General features: G+C 66.4%; 17 protein-coding genes. 4 read left to right on the plus strand and 13 right to left on the minus strand.

Going from position 1 to position 19017, the window contains the following annotated elements:
* Positions 1–121: 121 nt before the first annotated feature.
* A complete protein-coding gene (locus AB4Y35_RS13925) occupies positions 122–421 on the plus strand; it encodes a helix-turn-helix domain-containing protein (RefSeq protein WP_342923884.1) in 300 nt (99 codons plus the stop codon).
* 143 nt (positions 422–564) lie between these two features.
* Here AB4Y35_RS13925 and phaR read toward each other — a convergent pair whose 3' ends face one another.
* From phaR to AB4Y35_RS13955, 6 genes are all read right to left on the minus strand, one after another.
* A complete protein-coding gene (gene phaR, locus AB4Y35_RS13930; RefSeq protein WP_342923883.1) occupies positions 565–1170 on the minus strand; it encodes a polyhydroxyalkanoate synthesis repressor PhaR in 606 nt (201 codons plus the stop codon).
* A gap of 149 nt (positions 1171–1319) precedes the next feature.
* Positions 1320–2060, minus strand: coding sequence for a 3-ketoacyl-ACP reductase (locus AB4Y35_RS13935; protein ID WP_028206947.1), 741 nt, complete (start codon positions 2058–2060; stop codon positions 1320–1322).
* Positions 2061–2215: 155 nt separating this feature from the next.
* Positions 2216–3397 carry an acetyl-CoA C-acetyltransferase gene (locus tag AB4Y35_RS13940; RefSeq protein ID WP_342925516.1) on the minus strand — a complete coding sequence of 394 codons (1182 nt, stop codon included), beginning with the start codon at positions 3395–3397 and terminating at the stop codon, positions 2216–2218.
* A 90-nt stretch (positions 3398–3487) separates the two neighbouring features.
* Positions 3488–5440, minus strand: a complete 1953-nt coding sequence (phaC, locus tag AB4Y35_RS13945; protein WP_368704801.1) for a class I poly(R)-hydroxyalkanoic acid synthase — start codon at positions 5438–5440, stop codon at positions 3488–3490.
* Between the two features lie 510 nt (positions 5441–5950).
* Complete coding sequence (pgeF, locus tag AB4Y35_RS13950) at positions 5951–6820, minus strand: peptidoglycan editing factor PgeF (RefSeq protein WP_368704802.1); 870 nt, start codon at positions 6818–6820, stop codon at positions 5951–5953.
* Positions 6817–8064, minus strand: a complete 1248-nt coding sequence (locus tag AB4Y35_RS13955) for an RluA family pseudouridine synthase (RefSeq protein ID WP_368704803.1) — start codon at positions 8062–8064, stop codon at positions 6817–6819. Before AB4Y35_RS13955 ends, pgeF begins: the two co-directional genes overlap by 4 nt.
* 41 nt (positions 8065–8105) lie before the next feature.
* On the opposite strand from AB4Y35_RS13955, the gene AB4Y35_RS13960 reads away from it, so the two are divergent.
* On the plus strand, positions 8106–9002 hold the full coding sequence (locus tag AB4Y35_RS13960) for an outer membrane protein assembly factor BamD (RefSeq protein WP_368704804.1): 897 nt from the start codon (positions 8106–8108) through the stop codon (positions 9000–9002).
* A 115-nt stretch (positions 9003–9117) separates the two neighbouring features.
* On the opposite strand, the gene rlmD is transcribed toward AB4Y35_RS13960, so the two are convergent.
* A complete protein-coding gene (gene rlmD / locus AB4Y35_RS13965) occupies positions 9118–10536 on the minus strand; it encodes a 23S rRNA (uracil(1939)-C(5))-methyltransferase RlmD (protein ID WP_368705404.1) in 1419 nt (472 codons plus the stop codon).
* A 278-nt stretch (positions 10537–10814) separates the two neighbouring features.
* Between rlmD and AB4Y35_RS13970 the strand changes: the two genes are divergently transcribed.
* Positions 10815–11696, plus strand: a complete 882-nt coding sequence (locus AB4Y35_RS13970; RefSeq protein ID WP_368704805.1) for an endonuclease/exonuclease/phosphatase family protein — start codon at positions 10815–10817, stop codon at positions 11694–11696.
* 15 nt (positions 11697–11711) lie between these two features.
* Here AB4Y35_RS13970 and AB4Y35_RS13975 read toward each other — a convergent pair whose 3' ends face one another.
* From AB4Y35_RS13975 to surE, 5 genes are read right to left on the minus strand one after another with little or no spacing between them, the layout of a single operon-like run.
* Entirely contained in the window at positions 11712–12491 is a 780-nt protein-coding gene (locus AB4Y35_RS13975) for a 3'-5' exonuclease (protein WP_368704806.1), read from the minus strand.
* Positions 12492–12510: 19 nt separating this feature from the next.
* Positions 12511–13617 carry an RNA polymerase sigma factor RpoS gene (gene rpoS, locus AB4Y35_RS13980; protein WP_368704807.1) on the minus strand — a complete coding sequence of 369 codons (1107 nt, stop codon included), beginning with the start codon at positions 13615–13617 and terminating at the stop codon, positions 12511–12513.
* Between the two features lie 13 nt (positions 13618–13630).
* Positions 13631–14554: a peptidoglycan DD-metalloendopeptidase family protein gene (locus tag AB4Y35_RS13985; RefSeq protein ID WP_368705405.1), complete on the minus strand. Its 924-nt coding sequence runs from the start codon at positions 14552–14554 to the stop codon at positions 13631–13633.
* A 5-nt stretch (positions 14555–14559) separates the two neighbouring features.
* Positions 14560–15633: a protein-L-isoaspartate(D-aspartate) O-methyltransferase gene (locus tag AB4Y35_RS13990; RefSeq protein ID WP_368704808.1), complete on the minus strand. Its 1074-nt coding sequence runs from the start codon at positions 15631–15633 to the stop codon at positions 14560–14562.
* Positions 15630–16391, minus strand: coding sequence for a 5'/3'-nucleotidase SurE (gene surE, locus AB4Y35_RS13995; protein ID WP_028204942.1), 762 nt, complete (start codon positions 16389–16391; stop codon positions 15630–15632). The genes AB4Y35_RS13990 and surE overlap by 4 nt, the downstream gene beginning before the upstream one ends.
* A gap of 269 nt (positions 16392–16660) precedes the next feature.
* Here surE and AB4Y35_RS14000 point away from each other — a divergent pair, with 269 nt between their 5' ends.
* Entirely contained in the window at positions 16661–17632 is a 972-nt protein-coding gene (locus AB4Y35_RS14000) for an NADPH:quinone oxidoreductase family protein (protein WP_368704809.1), read from the plus strand.
* Positions 17633–17716: 84 nt separating this feature from the next.
* Here AB4Y35_RS14000 and AB4Y35_RS14005 read toward each other — a convergent pair whose 3' ends face one another.
* Positions 17717–18997, minus strand: a complete 1281-nt coding sequence (locus tag AB4Y35_RS14005; protein ID WP_368704810.1) for a CaiB/BaiF CoA transferase family protein — start codon at positions 18995–18997, stop codon at positions 17717–17719.
* Between the last annotated feature and the right edge of the window lie 20 nt (positions 18998–19017).

Raw genomic sequence — 19017 nt, forward strand, 5'->3', positions numbered from 1 at the left:
AGAATCAAACTTTGTTCAGCTATCGCTCGCCTGCGAACGGCGCATCCGGATAATTTTCGCCGCGTGCGCCCGACGCACGGTCAAACGCAGCCTGAACCGGTTGTGCGGAGAGAGCGAAAACATGAACGAGAAAATGGACCCGTTTCAGGCTGAACGGCTGGACTCGGTGCGCGGGTCGAACGCGCGCCGGGGCGCTTCGAGCGGTGCGTTGCGCGTCACCGGCCGCAAGCCCACCGCCGCCGCGCTCGCACGTGCGAGCGCCGGCCTCTCGCAGAGCGCGTTCGCGGCACTGCTTGGCGTTTCCACGCGCACGCTGCAGGACTGGGAGCAAGGCCGGCGCCAGCCGACCGGCGCCGCGCAAGCCCTTTTGCGGGTGGCCGTGGCGCACCCTGAAGCCTTGCGCGATCTGCAAAGCGCCTGAGAACACGTGAGGACGGCGGCATTGCGCCCGCTGCCTCGCGAAGTGTGGCGCTCGCGCGGCAACGCGCCGCCACGGCGCGCCGGATATGCGAGAGCGCGCCGCGACTTGCCGGCGCGCGCCACCCGCCGTGTGCGCCGCGCCGCTTACTTCTTCTCTTCCTCGCCGCCTTCGGGCGCGCCCTGCGCCGGCGCCGCCGCGCCGCCCGGCGTCGCGGGCTTGAACGGGAAGCTGCTGAACATGTTCTTCGCCTGGTTCTGCATCTGCTCCTGCATCTGCACGAACATGTTCTTCGACTGCTCGATGTAGCTCGTCATCATGCCCTGCATCATCGGCGCCTGCATGTTCATGAACTGCGACCAGACCTCGGGGTTCATCGCGTTGCCTTCGTAGAGGCTCTTCGACTGGTCCGCGAGCTTGTTCTGGATGTCGATGAACGCCTGGATGTTCTTTTCCAGGTAGGTGCCCATCATGCCCTGCATCGCATGACCATAGAAACGGATGATCTGCGACAGCATCGATGACGAGAACATCGGCAGACCGCCGCTTTCCTCTTCGAGAATGATCTGCAGCAGGATGCTGCGCGTCAGATCCTCGTTGGTCTTCGCGTCGATGACCTTGAACTCCTCCTGCTCCAGCACGAGTTGCTTCACGTCCGTCAACGTGATGTACGTGCTCGTCTCCGTGTCGTACAGCCGACGATTCGGATATTTCTTGATGAGACGTTCGGCGGTTTTCTTTGTAGTCGTCATGTGTCGCCCTTGTTAGCGCCAACGCGCGGCGGCCATTGCCGTCGCGCGTTGGTCTAGCCCGGAAACGGCCTGCCCCGGTGAGCAAACAGGCCCGCTGCCGTCCTCGATCCCGGCTTCGCGCGTCCCCTGCAGGCGCGCTGCGCTCGGGATCAGCCCATGTGCAACCCGCCATTCAGCGAGAAGTCAGCACCGGTTGCAAAGCCTGACTCGTCGGACGCGAGCCACGCCACGATCGACGCGATTTCCTCGGGCGCGCCGAGACGGCGCACGGGAATCGTCGCGACGATCTTTTCCAGCACGTCGGGACGGATCGACTTCACCATGTCCGTACCGATATAGCCCGGCGAAACGGTGTTGACCGTCACGCCCTTGGTCGCCACTTCCTGGGCCAGCGCCATCGTGAAGCCGTGAATGCCGGCCTTGGCCGTGGAGTAGTTGGTCTGCCCGAACTGGCCCTTCTGGCCGTTCACTGACGAGATATTGATGATGCGGCCCCAGCCGCGCTCGACCATGCCGTCGATCACCTGCTTCGTGACGTTGAAGAGGCTCGTGAGATTGGTGTCGATCACGGCCGTCCAGTCTTCGCGCGTCATCTTGCGGAAGACCACGTCGCGCGTAATGCCGGCGTTGTTCACGAGCACATCGATTTCACCGACCTCGGCCTTGACTTTGTCGAACGCCTGGCGCGTCGAATCCCAGTCGCCCACGTTGCCTTCCGAGGCCACGAAGTCGAAACCGAGCGCCTTCTGATCTTCCAGCCACTTCACGCGGCGCGGCGAATGCGGGCCGCAGCCGGCGACCACCGTGAAACCTTGCTTGGCGAGGCGCTGGCAAATGCCCGTGCCGATGCCGCCCATCCCGCCCGTTACATACGCAATACGCTCTGACATAAACCACACTCCATTATCGTTTTCCGGCTGCGCCGTTCGACGGCACCGGCCTCGCTCCTTCCCCTGCCTTCGCCTGCGCCGCTCGCGGTTTTTGGTCGCCCCGCTGGTCACAAGCGCCGGGACGGACCGCTAGCGGCCCACCCCGGCAGTCAACATCAAGCGCGCTCGAGCGCGAGCGCCACGCCCATGCCGCCGCCGATGCACAGCGAGGCCAGGCCGCGCTTGGCATCGCGGCGCTGCATTTCGTGCAGCAGCGTCACGAGAATCCGGCAGCCCGACGCGCCGATCGGGTGACCGATCGCAATCGCCCCGCCGTTCACGTTGATCTTCGACGTGTCCCAGCCCATCTGCTTGTTCACGGCCAGCGCCTGCGCCGCGAACGCCTCGTTGATCTCCATGAGATCGAGGTCGTTCACCGACCAGCCCGCGCGCTCCAGCGCCCGCTTCGACGCCGGCACCGGGCCCATGCCCATCACCTTCGGATCGACGCCGCCGCTGGCGTACGCCTTGATGCGTGCGAGCGGCGTGAGGCCCAGTGCCTCGGCCTTCTTCGCCGACATCACCACGACCGCCGCTGCGCCGTCGTTGATGCCCGACGCGTTCGCCGCCGTCACCGTGCCTTCCTTGTTGAACGCCGGCTTCAGGCCCGCGAGCGACTCCGCCGTCACGCCGTGGCGCACGAACTCGTCGGTCGCGAACTGCAGCGGCTCGCCCTTGCGCTGGGGAATCGCCACCGGCACGATTTCCGCGTCGAAGCGGCCGGCCTTCTGCGCGGCTTCCGCCTTGTTCTGCGACAGGGCCGCAAACGCGTCCTGCTCCTCGCGCGTGATGCCGTATTCCTTCGCGACGTTTTCCGCCGTCACGCCCATGTGGTACTGGTTGTACACGTCCCACAGGCCGTCGACGATCATGCTGTCGATGAGCTTCGCATCGCCCATGCGGAAGCCGTCACGCGAGCCCGGCAGCACGTGCGGCGCGGCGCTCATGTTCTCCTGGCCGCCGGCCACGACGATGTCCGAATCGCCCGCGATGATCGCGTTCGCGGCCAGCATCACCGCCTTCAGGCCCGAGCCGCACACCTTGTTGATCGTCATGGCGGGAACGGCTGCGGGCAGGCCCGCCTTGATCGACGCCTGGCGCGCCACGTTCTGGCCCGAACCGGCGGTCAGCACCTGACCCATGATCACGTCGCTCACCTGCTCGGGCTTCACACCCGCGCGCTCGAGCGCGGCCTTGATGACGATCGCGCCCAGGTCGGGCGCCGCCACCTTCGCGAGCGAGCCGCCGAATTTGCCTACTGCCGTACGTGCGGCCGAAACGATCACAATGTCAGTCATTTCCAGATCCTCCGGGCAGCTCGATGGCGCGCCATGCGCCCCGCCCGTCAAGTGGTTAATCCGAACTCCGCAGCAAGCGTTTGAATTGCCTCAATCGCGCTGCTGCACATAACGCCCCGGCGCCGGCTCGATCTCGGGGAATTCCGCCGAGCCGGCTTGCGCACGCGGCTTCACCTTCTTGCCGCCGTACTGCTCGAGCCATTCGGCCCAGGTCGGCCACCAGCTGCCGGGTTTTTCCTCGGCAGCAGCGAACCAGTCGTCGGCCGCTTCCGGCAGATGCTTCGCGTCGGCCTCGATGCTCCAGAAGCTGCGCTTGTTCTTCGATGCCGGGTTGATCACGCCGGCGATATGGCCCGACGCGCCGAGCACGAATTTCAACGGCCCGGACAGCAACGGCACCGACGCATACGCAGTGCGCCAGGGCACGATGTGATCCTCGCGCGAGCCGTAGATGAAGGTCGGCACGTCGATGCGCGACAGATCCACTTCCTCGCCGCACACCGTGAGCGCGCCCGGCTCACGCAGCTTGTTTTCGAGGTACGTATTGCGCAGGTACCACGCGTACATCGGCCCCGGCAGGCTCGTCGAGTCGCTGTTCCAGAACAGCAGGTCGAACGGCGCGGGCGTACGGCCCTTCAGATAATTGTCGACGACGTAGTTCCAGACCAGATCGTTGGGCCGCAGGAACGAGAACGTGTTCGCGAACTCGACGCCGCGCATGAGCCCCGGCGTGCCGCCGTTCTTGCCGCCGATGGTCTGCTCGCGCATCTGCACGTGGGCTTCGTCGACGAACACGTCGAGCACGCCCGTGTCGCCGAAGTCGAGCATCGCGGTGAGCAGCGTCATCGATGCGGCGGGATGTTCGCCGCGCGCCGCCGCGACGGACAGCGCCGTGGCGAGCAGCGTGCCGCCCACGCAAAAACCGAGCGTGTTGATCTGCTCGCGCTCGCTGATGCTGCGCGTCGTCTCGATGGCCGTGAGCACGCCCTCTTCGATGTAGTCGTCCCAGGAGCGGTCCGCGATCGACGCGTCGCCGTTGTGCCACGAGACGAGGAACACCTGCTGCCCCTGCTCCAGCGCATAAGCGACGAGCGAGTTCTCGGGCTGCAGGTCGAGGATGTAGTACTTGTTGATGCACGGCGGCACGATCAGAAGCGGCCGCTCGCGCACGGTGGCCGTGCGCGGCTTGTACTGGATCAGCTGGAACAGCGCGTTCTCGAACACGACCGAACCTTCAGTCGTCGCGAGATTGTGACCCACCACGAAGCGCGATTCGTCGGTTTGCGAGATCTTGCCGCGCGACATGTCGCCGAGCATGTTCATCACGCCCTGACGCAGGCTCTCGCCGTGGGTTTCGAGCAAGGCGCTCTGCGCGTCGGGATTGAGCGCAAGGAAGTTGCTGGGCGAAGCCGCCGCGGTCCACTGCTGCACGGCGAAACGAATGCGCTCGCGCGTTTTCGCGTCGGTATCGATCGCGTCGACGAGTTCGTGCAGGTAGCGCGCGTTGAGCAGATACCAGGCCGCCGTGAACGCGTATGCGGGCGTGGCCTTCCAGGCGTCGGAGCTGAAGCGCCGGTCCTTGAGTTCGGGCGCCTTGGGCGTGGTGTCGGTGGCCTGACGCAGCAGGTCGAGCGCGTCGCGCGAGTATTCCGCCTGCAGATGCTGCAGCCGCGTGGGTTCGATCGACGCCGTGGGCAGCTTGAAGCCTTCGAACGGGTTTGCGCCACCGAACGGATTGGCTGCACCGAAAGGACTGCCGGCAGCGAAAGGATTGCCCGCGGCAAAGGGATTACCCGCGGCGAAGGGATTACCCGCGGCGAAGGGATTGCCGGCTGCAAAGGGATTGGACGCAGCGAAAGGATTGCCTGAGGCAAAGGGATTGCCCGCGCCGAAGGGATTACCCGGCGCACCGTTGCCTGCCGACGGCCACCAGTTGGCCGCGAGTCCCGCGAAGGGCGCTTGCTGCGCCGCGCCGCCCGTTTGCTGCGCAGCATTCAGGGCGCTCTGCCAGGCGTTCGTCCACGCGTCGAGATACTGCTGCATGCCGGCTGCGTCGGGAGCAAACGGCGGATTGCCGCGCGTTGCACCATCAGTTGAAGCGCCCGTGCCCGGGGCAGTCTTGGAACGTTGAGATGCCGTCATGCCTGCTTTTGACCGATGTGTCCCGAAGGACTGGTTGAGAGGCAGGTGGTACGCATACGGGCGCCATTGCGGCGCTCGTCACGACCTGTCCCGTGGGTGAAGGACATTCTTGCTCCCCATAGCAAAGCGTGTCAATGCTTGTGCCCGATTTTGCCGCGCTGCGATATTTTTTTAATTATCGTTTTCCCGATGTAATCAATTGTTTAACTGCCGCGACACATTGCTGTGCGGTCTGGCGCACAAAAATCCGCCGTCGCGGCAAGCGCTTGCAGTGCAATGCGGCAATCGGGGAGCCAATGCGCCGTGAGTGGCGCACAGTGCGTTGCGGGAATAGCTGCAGCGCAACATAAAAGCGTCTGGCTCGCCACGCGCCGCCGCGCTGCATCACGGCGGCGGCACGTCGCGGCGACTTCAGGGATTGAGCCAGATCAGCGCGGCCATGCGGCCGGTGACGCGATCGCGCCGGTACGAGTAGAAGCGCTCGCGCAGCGTCACCGTGCACAGGTCGCCGCCGCTCACGTGGCGCACGCCGAGCGTTTCGAGCCGCAGCCGCGCCAGTGCGGGAAGATCGGCGAGGTATTTGCCGCTCGCCTCGGGGCGCGCCACGAAGGCCGCCGCGGTGGCGGCGCGGTGGGCGTCGCGTCGTGCCGCGTCGACCTGCTCCACATGGGTCATGAACGCGTCGCGCACATCGGCGCCGACCTCGAACGCCGTGGGCCCGATCGCGGGGCCGAGGTACGCATGCAGGTCGGCCGTCGCACAGCCCGCGAGCGCAGCGACGCGCTCGGCCGTGCGCTCGATGACGCCCGCGGCCAGTCCGCGCCAGCCCGCATGCGCGGCGCCGACGGCGCGGCCCTCGCCGTCGCACAACAAGACCGGCATGCAGTCGGCCACCATCACCGTGCAGGCGATGCCGGGCTCGGCGGTCACGCTTGCATCGGCTTCGAGCGGGGCGCCCGCGCGCGCAGCGGCAAGCGCCTGCGCGGCGTCGACCACGACCGGACCGTGGATCTGCTTGAGCCACGCGGCCGGCACGCCCGCATGCGCGAAGAGCCGCTCGCGGTTCGCCTCGACGTGTGCGAGATCGTCGCCGGAGCCGCGGCCGAGATTCAGGCCGCCGGGCAGATCCACGCCCTCACCGCCCTGCGCCGCCTGCCAGCGCCCAAATGGCGGGGCGCTCACGCCGCCGTCGCGCGTCGTCACCAGCGCGCGCACGCGCGGCGCAACCTGCCAGTCGGGATGCAGCAAATCGTCGGATGTCAGTTCCGGGCAGGTCGTCATGCGGGCTTGTCCTCGTCTTGCTCGTCGTCTTCGTCGTCTTCGTAATCTTCCTCGTCGCTGCCGATCACGTAGCCTTCGTCGGTGTAGGCACTGTCGAACATGTCTTCATCGAAGCCGGCGTCGTCCTCGCCTTCCTCGCCGCCGAAGCCGAGTGCCTCGATCAGCGCGTCCAGGTCGTCGGGCACGTCGGCGCGCCATTGCATCGTGCGGCCCGTGACCGGATGAACGAGGCCGAGACGCCATGCGTGGAGCGCCTGGCGCGCGAAGCCATCGGGCAGCGCCGCAACCGAGCGCTTGCCGCGCGCGTGGCCGTACACCGGATCGCCGAGCAGCGGATGGCCGATGTGCGCGCAGTGCACACGAATCTGGTGAGTGCGCCCCGTTTCCAGGTCGCAATGAATGGCGCTCACGGGCTGGTTGTGCCAGAGCGTCTTGTCGATGCGCCGGAAGTGCGTGCGCGCGGGCTTGCCCGACGCGCCCTTCACCACCGCCATGCGCGTGCGCTCGCGCGGGTCGCGGCCGATGGGTGCGTCGATGGTGCCTTCGTCGGCCATGTTGCCCCAGACGAGCGCGAGATAGCGGCGCTTGACCGTGCGCGCCTGCAACTGGCGCACGAGGTCGGTCTGCGCCTGGAGCGTGCGCGCGACGACCATCAGTCCGGACGTGTCCTTGTCGAGCCGATGGACGATCCCCGCGCGCGGCAGACCCGCCGCCGCTTCGCCATAGCGATGCAGGAGGCCGTTGAGGAGCGTGCCGCTCCAGTTGCCCGCGGCCGGATGCACGACGAGCCCGGCGGGCTTGTTGATGACGACGATGGCGTCGTCCTCGTAGACGATGTCGAGCGGCACCGGCTCGGGCGTGAAGGCGAGCTGCTCGGGCAGGAGGTCCGGCACGAGCTCGATGGTCGCGCCGAGCGGCACCGGCTGGCGCACCTTGGCCGGCTTGCCGTCCACGCGCACGCGCTGCTCCTCGATCCAGCCCTGCAAACGGCTGCGTGAAAATTCCGGAAATACTTTGGCGAGCACCTTGTCGAGGCGCTCGCCCGCGAGCTCATCTGGCACCTGAACCGAGCGCGGGGCTTCGTCGCCGCGCGCACGCGGGGCGCCGCCGGCGTCCTCGCCTGCGAGTTCGTCGTCGAGCCCCTCACTGGCGGCTGCGTCATCGGGCGCATCGCCCAGGCTATAATCTCTGATGCTGTTTTGGGCGCCGGGAGCGCCGGCCCCCGGAATAACTGTACGGGTCATTGAGTCTGGGTCACCTGTGGACCTGAAGCTGGACTGGATAAATGCGAGCCTTGAACACGATTACGAAACTGGCCCAACACGCGGTGGCCCGAAACGCAATGCGCGCGACGCGAGCCAACACGCTCGGCAAGATTGGCAACATCATTCGACTTGCTGCTTGCGGCGCGGCGCTCGCCGTGGTCGCGGCCTGCCACGGCCTGCCGGAAAAGACCGACGAGACGGCAGCGTGGAACAACAACAAATTATATACGGAGGCCCAGGACGCGCTCTCCGGCGGCGACTGGGGCAAGTGCGCGAAATATTTCGAAGCACTCCAGGGCCGCGACCCGTTCGGCCACTTCGCCCAGCAGGCGCAGATCAACGTGGCCTACTGCAACTGGAAGGACAACGAGAACGACGCCGCCGACCAGGCGATCAACCGCTTCATCCAGCTGCACCCGGATCACCCGGACGTTGCCTACGCGTACTACCTCAAGGGCATGATCCATTTCAACGACGACCTGGGTCTGTTCGGCCGCTTCTCGGGCCAGGACATGAGCGAGCGCGACCCGAAGTCGCTGCGCGAGTCGTATGACGCGTTCAAGGTCGTGGTCGACAAGTATCCGCAGAGCAAGTACGCTCCGGACGCCGCCCAGCGTATGCGCTACATCGTGAACGCGCTCGCTTCGCACGAAGTGCACGCGGCCGACTACTACTATCGCCGCGGCGCCTATGTGGCGGCCATCAACCGCGCGCAGCTCGCGATTCAGGACTACAAGAGCGCGCCGGCAATCGAAGACGCGCTGCATATCATGATCCTGTCGTACCAGAAGCTCGATCAGCCGCAGCTTGCCGAAGACACGCGCCGCGTGCTCGCCGGCACCTTCCCGGACAGCCCGTACATCACCGGTCACGCGCGCCCCGGCAAGGAAAACAAGTCCTGGTGGCAGATCTGGTGATCGCCGCGCCTCTAGCCTGAGGCACGCCGCAAAGCAAAACGCCACGGTTTCCCGTGGCGTTTTTTTTGGCTTCAGCGGTAGCGCAGGCGTGGCGCCCGCGCTGCCGCGGGCTTGCTCAATCGCGCTCGAACAGCGCGATCGATTCCACGTGTGACGTGTGCGGGAACATGTTGACCACGCCCGCGCCCTTGAGCCGGTAGCCGGCCTCGTTGACGAGCACGCCCGCATCGCGCGCCAGCGTCCCGGGACTGCACGACACGTAGACGATGCGTTTGGGCAGCGGCCCATTGCCGCTCTGCGCGATTTCCGCGAGCGCCTGGGAAACGGCGAACGCGCCCTCGCGCGGCGGGTCGACGAGGAATTTGTCGAACTGGCCGAGCGCGCGGATGTCGTCGGCGGTGACTTCGAACAGATTGCGGCACGCGAACGACGTGTGGCCGTCCACGCCATTGGCGCGCGCATTTTCCAGTGCGCGCGCCGTCAGCGTATCGCTGCCCTCGATCCCCACCACTTCGCGCGCGAGACGCGCGAGCGGCAGCGTGAAGTTGCCGATGCCGCAGAACAGATCGAGCACGCGGTCGCCAGCCTCCGGTGCGAGCAGGCGCAGCGCGCGGCCCACCAGCACGCGGTTGATCTGGTGATTGACCTGGGTGAAGTCCGTCGGCTTGAACGGCATGCGAATGCCGTATTCGGGCAGCGTGTAGTCCAGTTCCTTGTCGAGCGGATAGAACGGGAACACCGTATCCGGGCCCTTCGGCTGCAGCCAGAACTGGACGTTGTGCTCGTCCGCGAACGCGCGCAGCAGGTCTTCGTCGGCGGCCGTGAGCGGCTCGAGAATGCGCAGCACGAGCGCCGTCACGCTCGAACCCACGGCGAGCTCGATCTGCGGCATGCGATCGCGAATCGACAGCGCGGCCACCAGATGGCGCAGCGGCACGAGCATCGCCGAGACGTTCGGCGGCAGTACTTCGCAGCTCGTCATGTCGGCCACGTAGCTGCTCTTCTTCTCGTGGAAGCCGACCAGCACGCCGCCCTTCTTCGGCACGTTGCGCACGGTGAGGCGCGCACGATAGCGGTAGCCCCACGACGGCCCGTGAATCGGCCGGAACATCGTCTCCGAGCGCACCTTCGAGAGGTGCATGAGGTTGTCCTCGAGCACACGCTGCTTGACGGCGATCTGCGCGCGCACGTCGAGATGCTGCATCGAGCAGCCACCGCAGGTGCCGAAGAACGCGCATTGCGGCTTCGTGCGGATCGCGCTCTCGCGCAGCACGTCGACCACCTGCGCCTGTTCGAAGGTGGGCTTCTTGCGGTAGCTGAGGTAAGTCACGCGCTCGCCCGGCAACGCGCCCTCGACGAAGATCACCTTGCCGGGCTCGCCCGTCTCGGTCACGGTGCGGCCAACGCCGCGGGCCTCCATGTCGAGCGACTCGATCTCGAGAATGGGGGCATGAGCGACCGAAGCTTCGATGGCGGCGCGCTTTTCGGCGCGGCGCTCGCGCTTGCTGCGCTTTTTCGGGGGCGTGGACGGCATGGGCTCGGCCTGGGCAGGCTCGGCTTGAGGGTCGGGGGCAGCTTGAGACACCAGCGGATTCCTGACTGACGATGAGTGAATTGTGGGCGAAGGCGAGATTGTAGTCGAAGTCGGCGCCCGCGCTCCGTCGCTGCCGTTTTCGAACCGCTGCGATCGTGCGCGCTGCGCCCCGTATGCGCCGCCGCCTGCGCATTCGTCATACAACGCGCCACGAGAAACCAGGCTAGGGTTGAACGTGCGTGCGGGAATCGCCGCCGCGCCATGCGAGGAGCGTGCCGATGAAACTGGTGAGCTGGAATGTGCAGTGGGGCCGCGACGCTTCTGGCGTCGTCGATCTCGCGCGCACGGTGCGCGAGGCCCAGCGCCTCGCCGACTTCGACGTGCTATGCCTGCAGGAGATCACGCGCGGCTTCCGGGCGCTGCCGGGCGGCCCCGGCGACGATCAGTTCGCCGAACTGCGCTCGCTGTTGCCCGGTTATACGGTCATCGAAGCGATCGGCGCCGACTTGCCTGCGCTGCGTGACGCGCAAGCCTCCAATCCAGGCACGACGCAGTGGGCACGCCGCCAGTTCGGCAACGCGATCGTCACGCGCCTGCCCGTCGCGCAGGTTTTTCGCCACGCCCTGCCGTGGCCCGCCGACTCCACCGCACCCTCGATGCAACGCGTGGCGCTCGAAGCCGTGCTCGACGCGCCGGGCGGCGCGCTGCGCGTGCTGGTCACGCATCTGGAGTTCTATTCGCTGCGCCAGCGGCTCGCGCAAGTGGACGAGTTGCGGCGCCTGCAGCAGGAAGCCGCCGATCACGCGGCGCATCCCGCGCCCGCCGAAAACGATGTCGGCCCGTTCGCCCGCACCGCGCGCCCGCTATCCGCGATCGTCTGCGGCGATTTCAACAGCGCGTGGGGCAGCGAGGCGTACACACGCATGCTCGAACCGCTCGCGGGCAGCCCCGCCTTCATCGACGCGTGGACCGCGCTGCATGCGGGCGCGACGCCGCCGCCGACGGCCGGCGTCTACGACACGCAGCAATGGTCGGACGGCCCGCTCGCGTGCGACTTCGTCTTCGTCACGGAGGATTTGCGCCCACGTTTGCGAAGCTGCGAGATAGACGGCGCGACCCAGGCTTCCGATCATCAGCCGATCGTGCTCGAACTCGGCTGAGAGACGGCGCCGTGCCTAGCTCGCGAACGCCTTGAGATACTCGCCCCAATGCGGTGCGGTTTCCGCGGCGAGCGACTGCTTCACGAACTCGATCTCATCCGCATATTCGCGCTCTGTGAAACCGCCGCGCATCATCTGAAACCGGCAATAGAGCAGATACGTGTTGACCACGTCGGTTTCGCAGTAATTGCGGATCTCCTCGATGCGGCCTTCCTGAAACGCGGTCCACACCTGGCCGCCATCCATGCCGAGCTTGCCCGGAAAACCGCAGAGTTTCGCGAGCGCGTCGAGCGGCGCGTTCGCGCGCGGCTGGTACATCGCGAGAACGTCCATCAGGTCGGTGTGACGCGTGTGGTAGCGGCTAAGGTAGTTGTTCCACTTGAACTCGCGGTCCTCTTCACCCGTTTCCCAGTAGCGCACCGCGCGAATGCCGTGCACCAGCGCCCGATAGTGCAGCACCGGCAAGTCGAAGCCGCCGCCGTTCCACGACACGAGCTGCGGCGAGTACTTCTCGATCGTGCGGTAGAACGAATCGATCAGGCGCGCTTCGCCGTCTTCGGGCGTGCCGAGCGAGCGCACGCGAAAGCCCTGGCCATCGCGAAACACGCACGAGATCGCGGCGACGCGCTGCAGGTGATGCGGCAGGAAATCGCTGCCGGTCTTCTCGCGGCGCGCGGCGAAGGCGTGCTCGGCGACTTCGGTGTCGGTGAGCGTGACGGGCAGATCGTCGAGACGGCGAATGCCGTCGACATCGGGAATCGTCTCGATGTCGAATACGAGTACAGGAACTGTCATTCAGATCGACTGCGAGGGTTTAGAGAACGGCGTCCTTGCGCACGCCGTTCGAAGCGAAAAAGCGTTTGAGGCGCACCAGCGCTTCCTGCTGGATCTGCCGCACGCGCTCGCGGGTGAGGCCCATTTCGTCGGCCAGCTCTTCGAGCGTGGCGGGCTCGATATGGTTCAGCCCGAAGCGCCGTTCGATGACGTGGCGATGCTTATCGGATAACCGGCCGAGCCACGCGCGTGTAAGCGTTTCCAGCTCGCGATGCTGCACTTCGGCGTCGGGCGACTGGCTCTGGTCGTCCGAGAGCAGGTCGAGCAGGCTGCTGGCCGGGTCGAGGTCGAGCGGCGCGTCGAGCGAGGCCGTGTGTTCGTTGAGCGCGAGAATGTCGGTGACTTCCTCGGTGGTCTTGCCGGTGAGATACGCGATGTCGTCGATGCTCGCGTCGCGCCGCTCGGAGGCCGAATCGGCGTTGAGCGAGTTCTTCTCCAGATGTCGCTTCGCGCGCAGCACCTGGTTGAGCTCACGGATCACGTGCACCGGCAAACGCACGGTGCGCGCCTGGTTCATGATCGCGCGCTCGATGCTCTGGCGGATCCACCAGGTCGCATACGTCGAGAAGCGGAAACCGCGCGTGGGATCGAACTTCTCGATTGCATGCATGAGGCCGAGGTTGCCCTCCTCGATCAGGTCGAGCAGCGGCACACCGCGATTGAGGTAACCCTTGGCAATGCTGACGACGAGGCGCAGATTGCGCTCGATCATGACCTGACGCGCTTCGAACTCGCCGGCCTTGGCGAGCCGCGAATAGCGCTGCTCCTCCTCGACCGTAAGGAGCGGCTTCACGCTGATCCGGTTCAGATAATGCTGGATGGTGTCGGCCGTGAGTTCGGCCTGCAGCATGGCGCGGAAATCGTCGGCGTCGGGCGCGGCCTCGGCGGTTTCGGCGCCCTCGCCCGAGCCGCCTTCCTCGGACTGCGAATCGCGCTCTTCACGCTCCTCGCGCTCGTCGTAGTCGCGGCCGCCGTCGAGGTCGGGCGACGCATCGTCGTCGCCCGCCTGCGCGCCGTCCTCCACCGAAACCTGGGCGGCTTGGCTGTCAGACTCGGATTGCTGCAGACGGCGCTTCGATTTCGGCATGGTCGGCTCGCTTTTATTGCGGCGGCAAGTACTTCAGTGGGTCGACGGGCTTACCCTGACGGCGTACTTCGAAATGCAGCATCACCCGGTCCGAGTCGGTATTGCCCATTTCGGCGATCTTCTGACCTTTGGTGACCGCATCCCCTTCTTTTACCATCAAAGTCCGGTTGTGTGCATACGCGGTCAAAAACGTCGCGTCATGCTTGATGATAATGAGATTGCCGTAACCGCGCAGCCCATTTCCGGCATAAACCACGCGTCCATCGCCGGCTGCCTTGACAGGATCGCCCGGCGCACCACCAATATTGATGCCCTTGTTCTTCGTGTCGTCGAAGCCGTTGAGCACCGGACCACGCACCGGCCACGCGAGCGCGATGTTGCCGCCCGGCGCCGCGGCCATGTCGCCGCCGCTCGCACCCGGCTGCGGCGGCACGGCGGCAATCGGCGGCGCTGCGTTCGCACCGGAGCCGTAGATCGGCGGCTGCGCCGGCGTCCCCGCTGCCGGAGCGCCCGGCGCAGCACCCACACCCGGCACCGGCGCGGTCACGACGCCCGGCGTGTACGCCGACGGATTCGCACCCGGCGGCACGACGCGCAACAACTGGTCCACCTCAATCTGGTTCGGATTGGTGAGATTGTTCCACGTCGCGATGTCGCGATAATTCTGGCCGTTTTCGAGCGCAATCCTATAGACAGTGTCGCCCGGCTTCACCCGGTAATATCCCGGAGGCGGCGGCCCGAGCGGCACCGGAGGCTGTGCAGCCGCCGTGCCGAGCGGCGCGGTGCGGTCCACCACGGGTGCCTGATCGAGTCGCGTGGCGCAGGCGGCCAGAAGACAGAGCGCGGCGACCGCGGCGCCGCGCTGGGCTGCGATCAGCGTGGCTTCGGGCAGGTCGACATTCAGGCGGTTTCTTTTGATCGCGCGCAACATACTCATCGGATTCAGATCACTCCAGATTTTAAGGGGACAAAGAAAACGCGATCCAGGCGTGACTCCCGCCACTGCGCCGGCCCGGTACGCTCGACGAGCGTGAGGACCTGCGTCGCTTCGCCGGCGGCACTCTGGGTGCCGGACACCGCGACCGGCGCCACGAGCCGCCCGCCGATGGCGAGTTGCTCGAGCAGCGCCTGCGGCACGTCGAAGCCCGCAGCAGCGATCACGATCGCGTCGAACGGCGCCGCCGACGGCAAACCGAGCCGTCCGTCGCCGTAGTGCAAGCGGATATTCGGGATACGCAGCGGGCGAAGATTCGTCTTCGCCCGCTCGTATAACGGCTTGATGCGTTCAATGGAATACACGTCGCGTGCGATCTGGCTCAACACCGCTGCCTGATAGCCGCAGCCGGTGCCGATTTCGAGCACGCGCTCCAGCACACGGCCCGCGCCCGCGAGCTCGAGCATGCGCGCAACCACGGAAGGCTTCGAGATGGTCTGGTGATGACCGATCGGCAACGCCGCATCTTCGTAGGCCTGGGTCGCGAGACCCGGGTCGATGAACATGTGGCGCGGCACGGCCGCGAGCGCCTGGAGCACGCGCGCGTCGGCAATGCCGTTCGCACGCAGGCGTTCGACCATGCGTTCGCGTACGCGTTCCGAAGTCAGCGCATGCGCGCCGTTGAGCGCAACGGCGGGCGCGCCGGTGACCGCCATCGCGGCACGCGGCACACTCGCGCCGCCCGGCATGGCGGCGCGCGGCGCGGCTGCGTTGCCGGCAGGATGCGCAGGCTTGATCGAACTCGCCGGCTTCGCGCTCACCGGCTTCGCATTGACCGGCTTAGCAGGCGGCGCCTTGAACGGCGTGCTCGCGACGGACTTCGCCACGGCTGAAGTGCCCACCTTCGTGGCCGCATTCGCAGCGGGCTTCGCGAGCGTGCCGACGCCCGCTTTAGACGGACTGCTGTTGCCCGCGCCCACGAGCGACGTGCGTGCATCGCCCGGGCGCGCGTCGCGCCGGCGCGGCTCGCGTACGAGATCCGCAAGCCCGAGCGGAAAACGCTTCGTGCGCTCGCCCGTCATGAAGCGCTGCCGCCCTTGCGCGCCCAGTCGTGCGTCGCGGACAGCATCTGCGTATGGGTGAGATCGAGTTGCAGCGGCGTGATCGACACATGGCCGTTCGCTACCGCGTGGAAGTCCGTGCCCTCGCTCGCGTCGCGAGCGCTGCCCGACGGCCCGATCCAGTAGATCGGCTCGCCGCGCGGGTTGGTCTGGCGGATCACAGGCTGCGAAGGATGGCGCTTGCCGAGGCGTGTGACGCGCCAGTCGCCAAGCTCGTCGTACGGCAGGTTCGGAATATTGACGTTCAGCAGCGGATGACCCGGCAGCGGGTTCGCGAGGTAATGCGCAACGATCTCGGCCGCGACGCGCGCGGCGGAATCGAGATGCACCCAGTCCTTGTCGACGAGCGAAAACGCGATGGCCGGCAGGCCGAACATGATGCCTTCGGTCGCCGCGGCAACCGTGCCCGAGTACAGCGTGTCCTCGCCCATGTTCTGGCCGTTGTTGATGCCGGAGACCACGAGGTCGGGCTGCTGGTCGAGCATGCCCGTGAGCGCGATGTGCACCGAGTCGGTGGGCGTGCCGTTCACGTAATAGAAGCCGGTGCTCGCCGATCGCAACACCGACAGCGGGCGCCACAGCGTAAGCGAGTTCGATGCGGCGCTGCAGTTCTGCTCGGGCGCCATGACCGTGACTTCGCCGAGCGGCTTGAGCGCTTCATAAAGCGCCGCAAGGCCGGGGGCGAGATAACCGTCGTCGTTGCTGAGTAGTATTCGCATCGAGCGATTGTAACCGAGGAAAGAAGGCACGCGAACGACAGGCCGGCCCATGCGGCGGCGCGTGTCTGGCACTGGGCTGCACATCGAAATCACGCGCCTGTCCGGAGCGCATTCGCATCCGTGGCACGGCTCGAAAGGCACATGTCATCGACGCGAAATAAATCGCACGATCGTTCGCATTGCGGCGGATTGCCGTACACTGTCCCGCGGTAGCGAATGCATGACCAACGCAACTGCAGGCAATCGAACCGGAAAAGACAGGAGACACGATGCGCGCAATCCGCTGCAACCAGTACGGACCACCCGACTCGCTCACGCTCGAAGACTCGCCCGACCTCGTGCCGGGCCCGGGTCAGGTCGTGATCGACGTGAAGGCCGCGGCCGTCAACTTTCCCGACGTGCTCATCATCGAGAACAAGTATCAGATGAAGCCGCCGCTGCCCTTCACGCCCGGTGCCGAACTCGCGGGCGTCGTGCGCGCGGCGGGCGAAGGCGTGAAGCTTGCGCCGGGCACGAGCGTGGTCGCGTATGTGGGCACGGGCGCGTTCGCCGAGCAAGCGCTTGCGGACGCATCGGCGTGTGTGGCGCTGCCAGAGGGCGCCGATTTCGCGACGGCCGCCGCCTTCACGCTCGCGTATGGCACGTCGCATCACGCCGTGGTCGATCGCGCCGCGCTGCGCGCAGGCGAAACGATGCTCGTGCTCGGCGCGGCGGGCGGCGTGGGTCTCGCGGCGGTCGAAATCGGCAAGGTGCTCGGCGCGCGCGTGATCGCGGCTGCCTCGAGCGAGGAGAAGCTCGAAGTCTGCCGCCGCTTCGGTGCGGACGCCACCATCAACTACAGGACGGAGGACTTGCGCGAGCGCATCAAGGCGCTCACCGACGGCAAAGGCCCGGACGTGATCTACGACCCGGTGGGCGGCGAGTATGCGGAACCGGCGTTCCGCAGCATCGGCTGGCGCGGGCGCTATCTCGTGGTCGGCTTTGCGAATGGCGAGATCCCGAGGCTGCCGCTCAATCTCGCGCTGCTCAAGGGCGCGAGCCTCGTCGGCGTGTTCTGGGGCGATTTCGCGCGTCGCGAGCCGCAGCACAATGCAGCGGCGTTCACGCAGATGATGGGCTGGATCGGCGAAGGCAAGCTCAAGCCGTACGTCTCGAAGCGCTACAAGCTCGCCGACACTGCGCAGGCGCTCAAGGACATGGCTTCGCGCAAGGTGACGGGCAAGATCGTGATCGAGCCCTGAACGTTTCCTGTCACGCAGGACGACGCAAAAAAAAACGGCTCGCCGGATGTTCACCGGCGAGCCGTTTTGCATGAGGCATGCGGCCTAGACGATCTGTTGCTCGCGCAACCGTGCAATGCGGTCCGCGTCATAGCCCAGCGTCTGCAGGACTTCGTCGGTATGTTCGCCCAGTGCGGGACCGAGCCAGCGCGTGTCGCCAGGCGTGACCGAGAGCTTGGGCGTGACCGCGGGCAGCGCGATGTCCACGCCCTCGCCTTCTTTCTCACCCGGCGCTTGCCAGCGGAACTGCTGGATCATCTGGCGCGCCGCGAACTGCGGATCGGCGAACATGTCGGCCACGCTGTAGATGCGGCCCACGGGCACGTCGGCGGCGTTGAGCACGTCGAGCGCTTCGTCGATGGTGCGCGTGGAGAGCCACGCCGCGATGGCGCCGTCGATCTCCGCCGTGCGCGGCACGCGGCCGTCGTTGTGGGCGAGTTGCGGATCGTTTGCGAGATCCGCGCGGTCGATGGCCGTCATCAGGCGCTTGAAGATCGGGTCGCTGTTGCCGCCGATCACGATGCTGCCGTCCCGGCACGGGTACGTGTTCGACGGCACGATGCCCGGCAGCGACGCGCCGGTGCGCTCGCGCACCATGCCGTACACGCCGTACTCGGGCACCACGCTCTCCATCATGTTGAACACGGCTTCATAGAGCGCGACATCGACGATCTGGCCGCTGCCGCCGTTCATGTTGCGGTGATGGAGCGCCATCATCGCGCCGATCACGCCGTGCAGCGCGGCAATCGAGTCGCCGATCGAAATGCCGATGCGCGGCGGCGGCAGATCGGGATAGCCGGTGATGTGGCGCAGGCCGCCCATCGATTCCGCGATCGCGCCGAAGCCCGGACGGTCGCGATACGGGCCGGTCTGGCCGTAGCCCGAGAGCCGCACCATCACGAGGCCGGGATTCTCCTTCGAGAGCACGTCGTAGCCGAGCCCGAGCTTTTCGAGCAGGCCAGGCCGGAAATTCTCGATGACGATATCGGCTTCCTTCGCGAGCCGCCGCACGATCTCCTTGCCCTCTTCGGCTTTGAGGTTCACCGTGACGGACTTCTTGTTGCGCGCCTGCACGGCCCACCAGAGCGAAGTGCCGCCCGCTTCCGGGTAGAGCTTGCGCCATTTGCGCAGCGGATCGCCACCCTTGGGGTCTTCGATCTTGATGACTTCGGCGCCGAACTCGCCGAGGAAGCGAGCCGCGAACGGACCGGCGATCAGCGTGCCGAGTTCGAGCACTTTGACGCCCGCGAGCGGGCCCGGGCCTTTCGCTGCGGATGCGTTCGACTGGGAATCGGGGGAATCGTGTGAAGGGGCGGCTGCGCTCATGGTGTCTCCTTTCGTTCTGT

It is taken from the genome of Paraburkholderia sp. EG286A (assembly GCF_040965375.1).
In the GTDB taxonomy this organism is placed as follows: domain Bacteria; phylum Pseudomonadota; class Gammaproteobacteria; order Burkholderiales; family Burkholderiaceae; genus Paraburkholderia.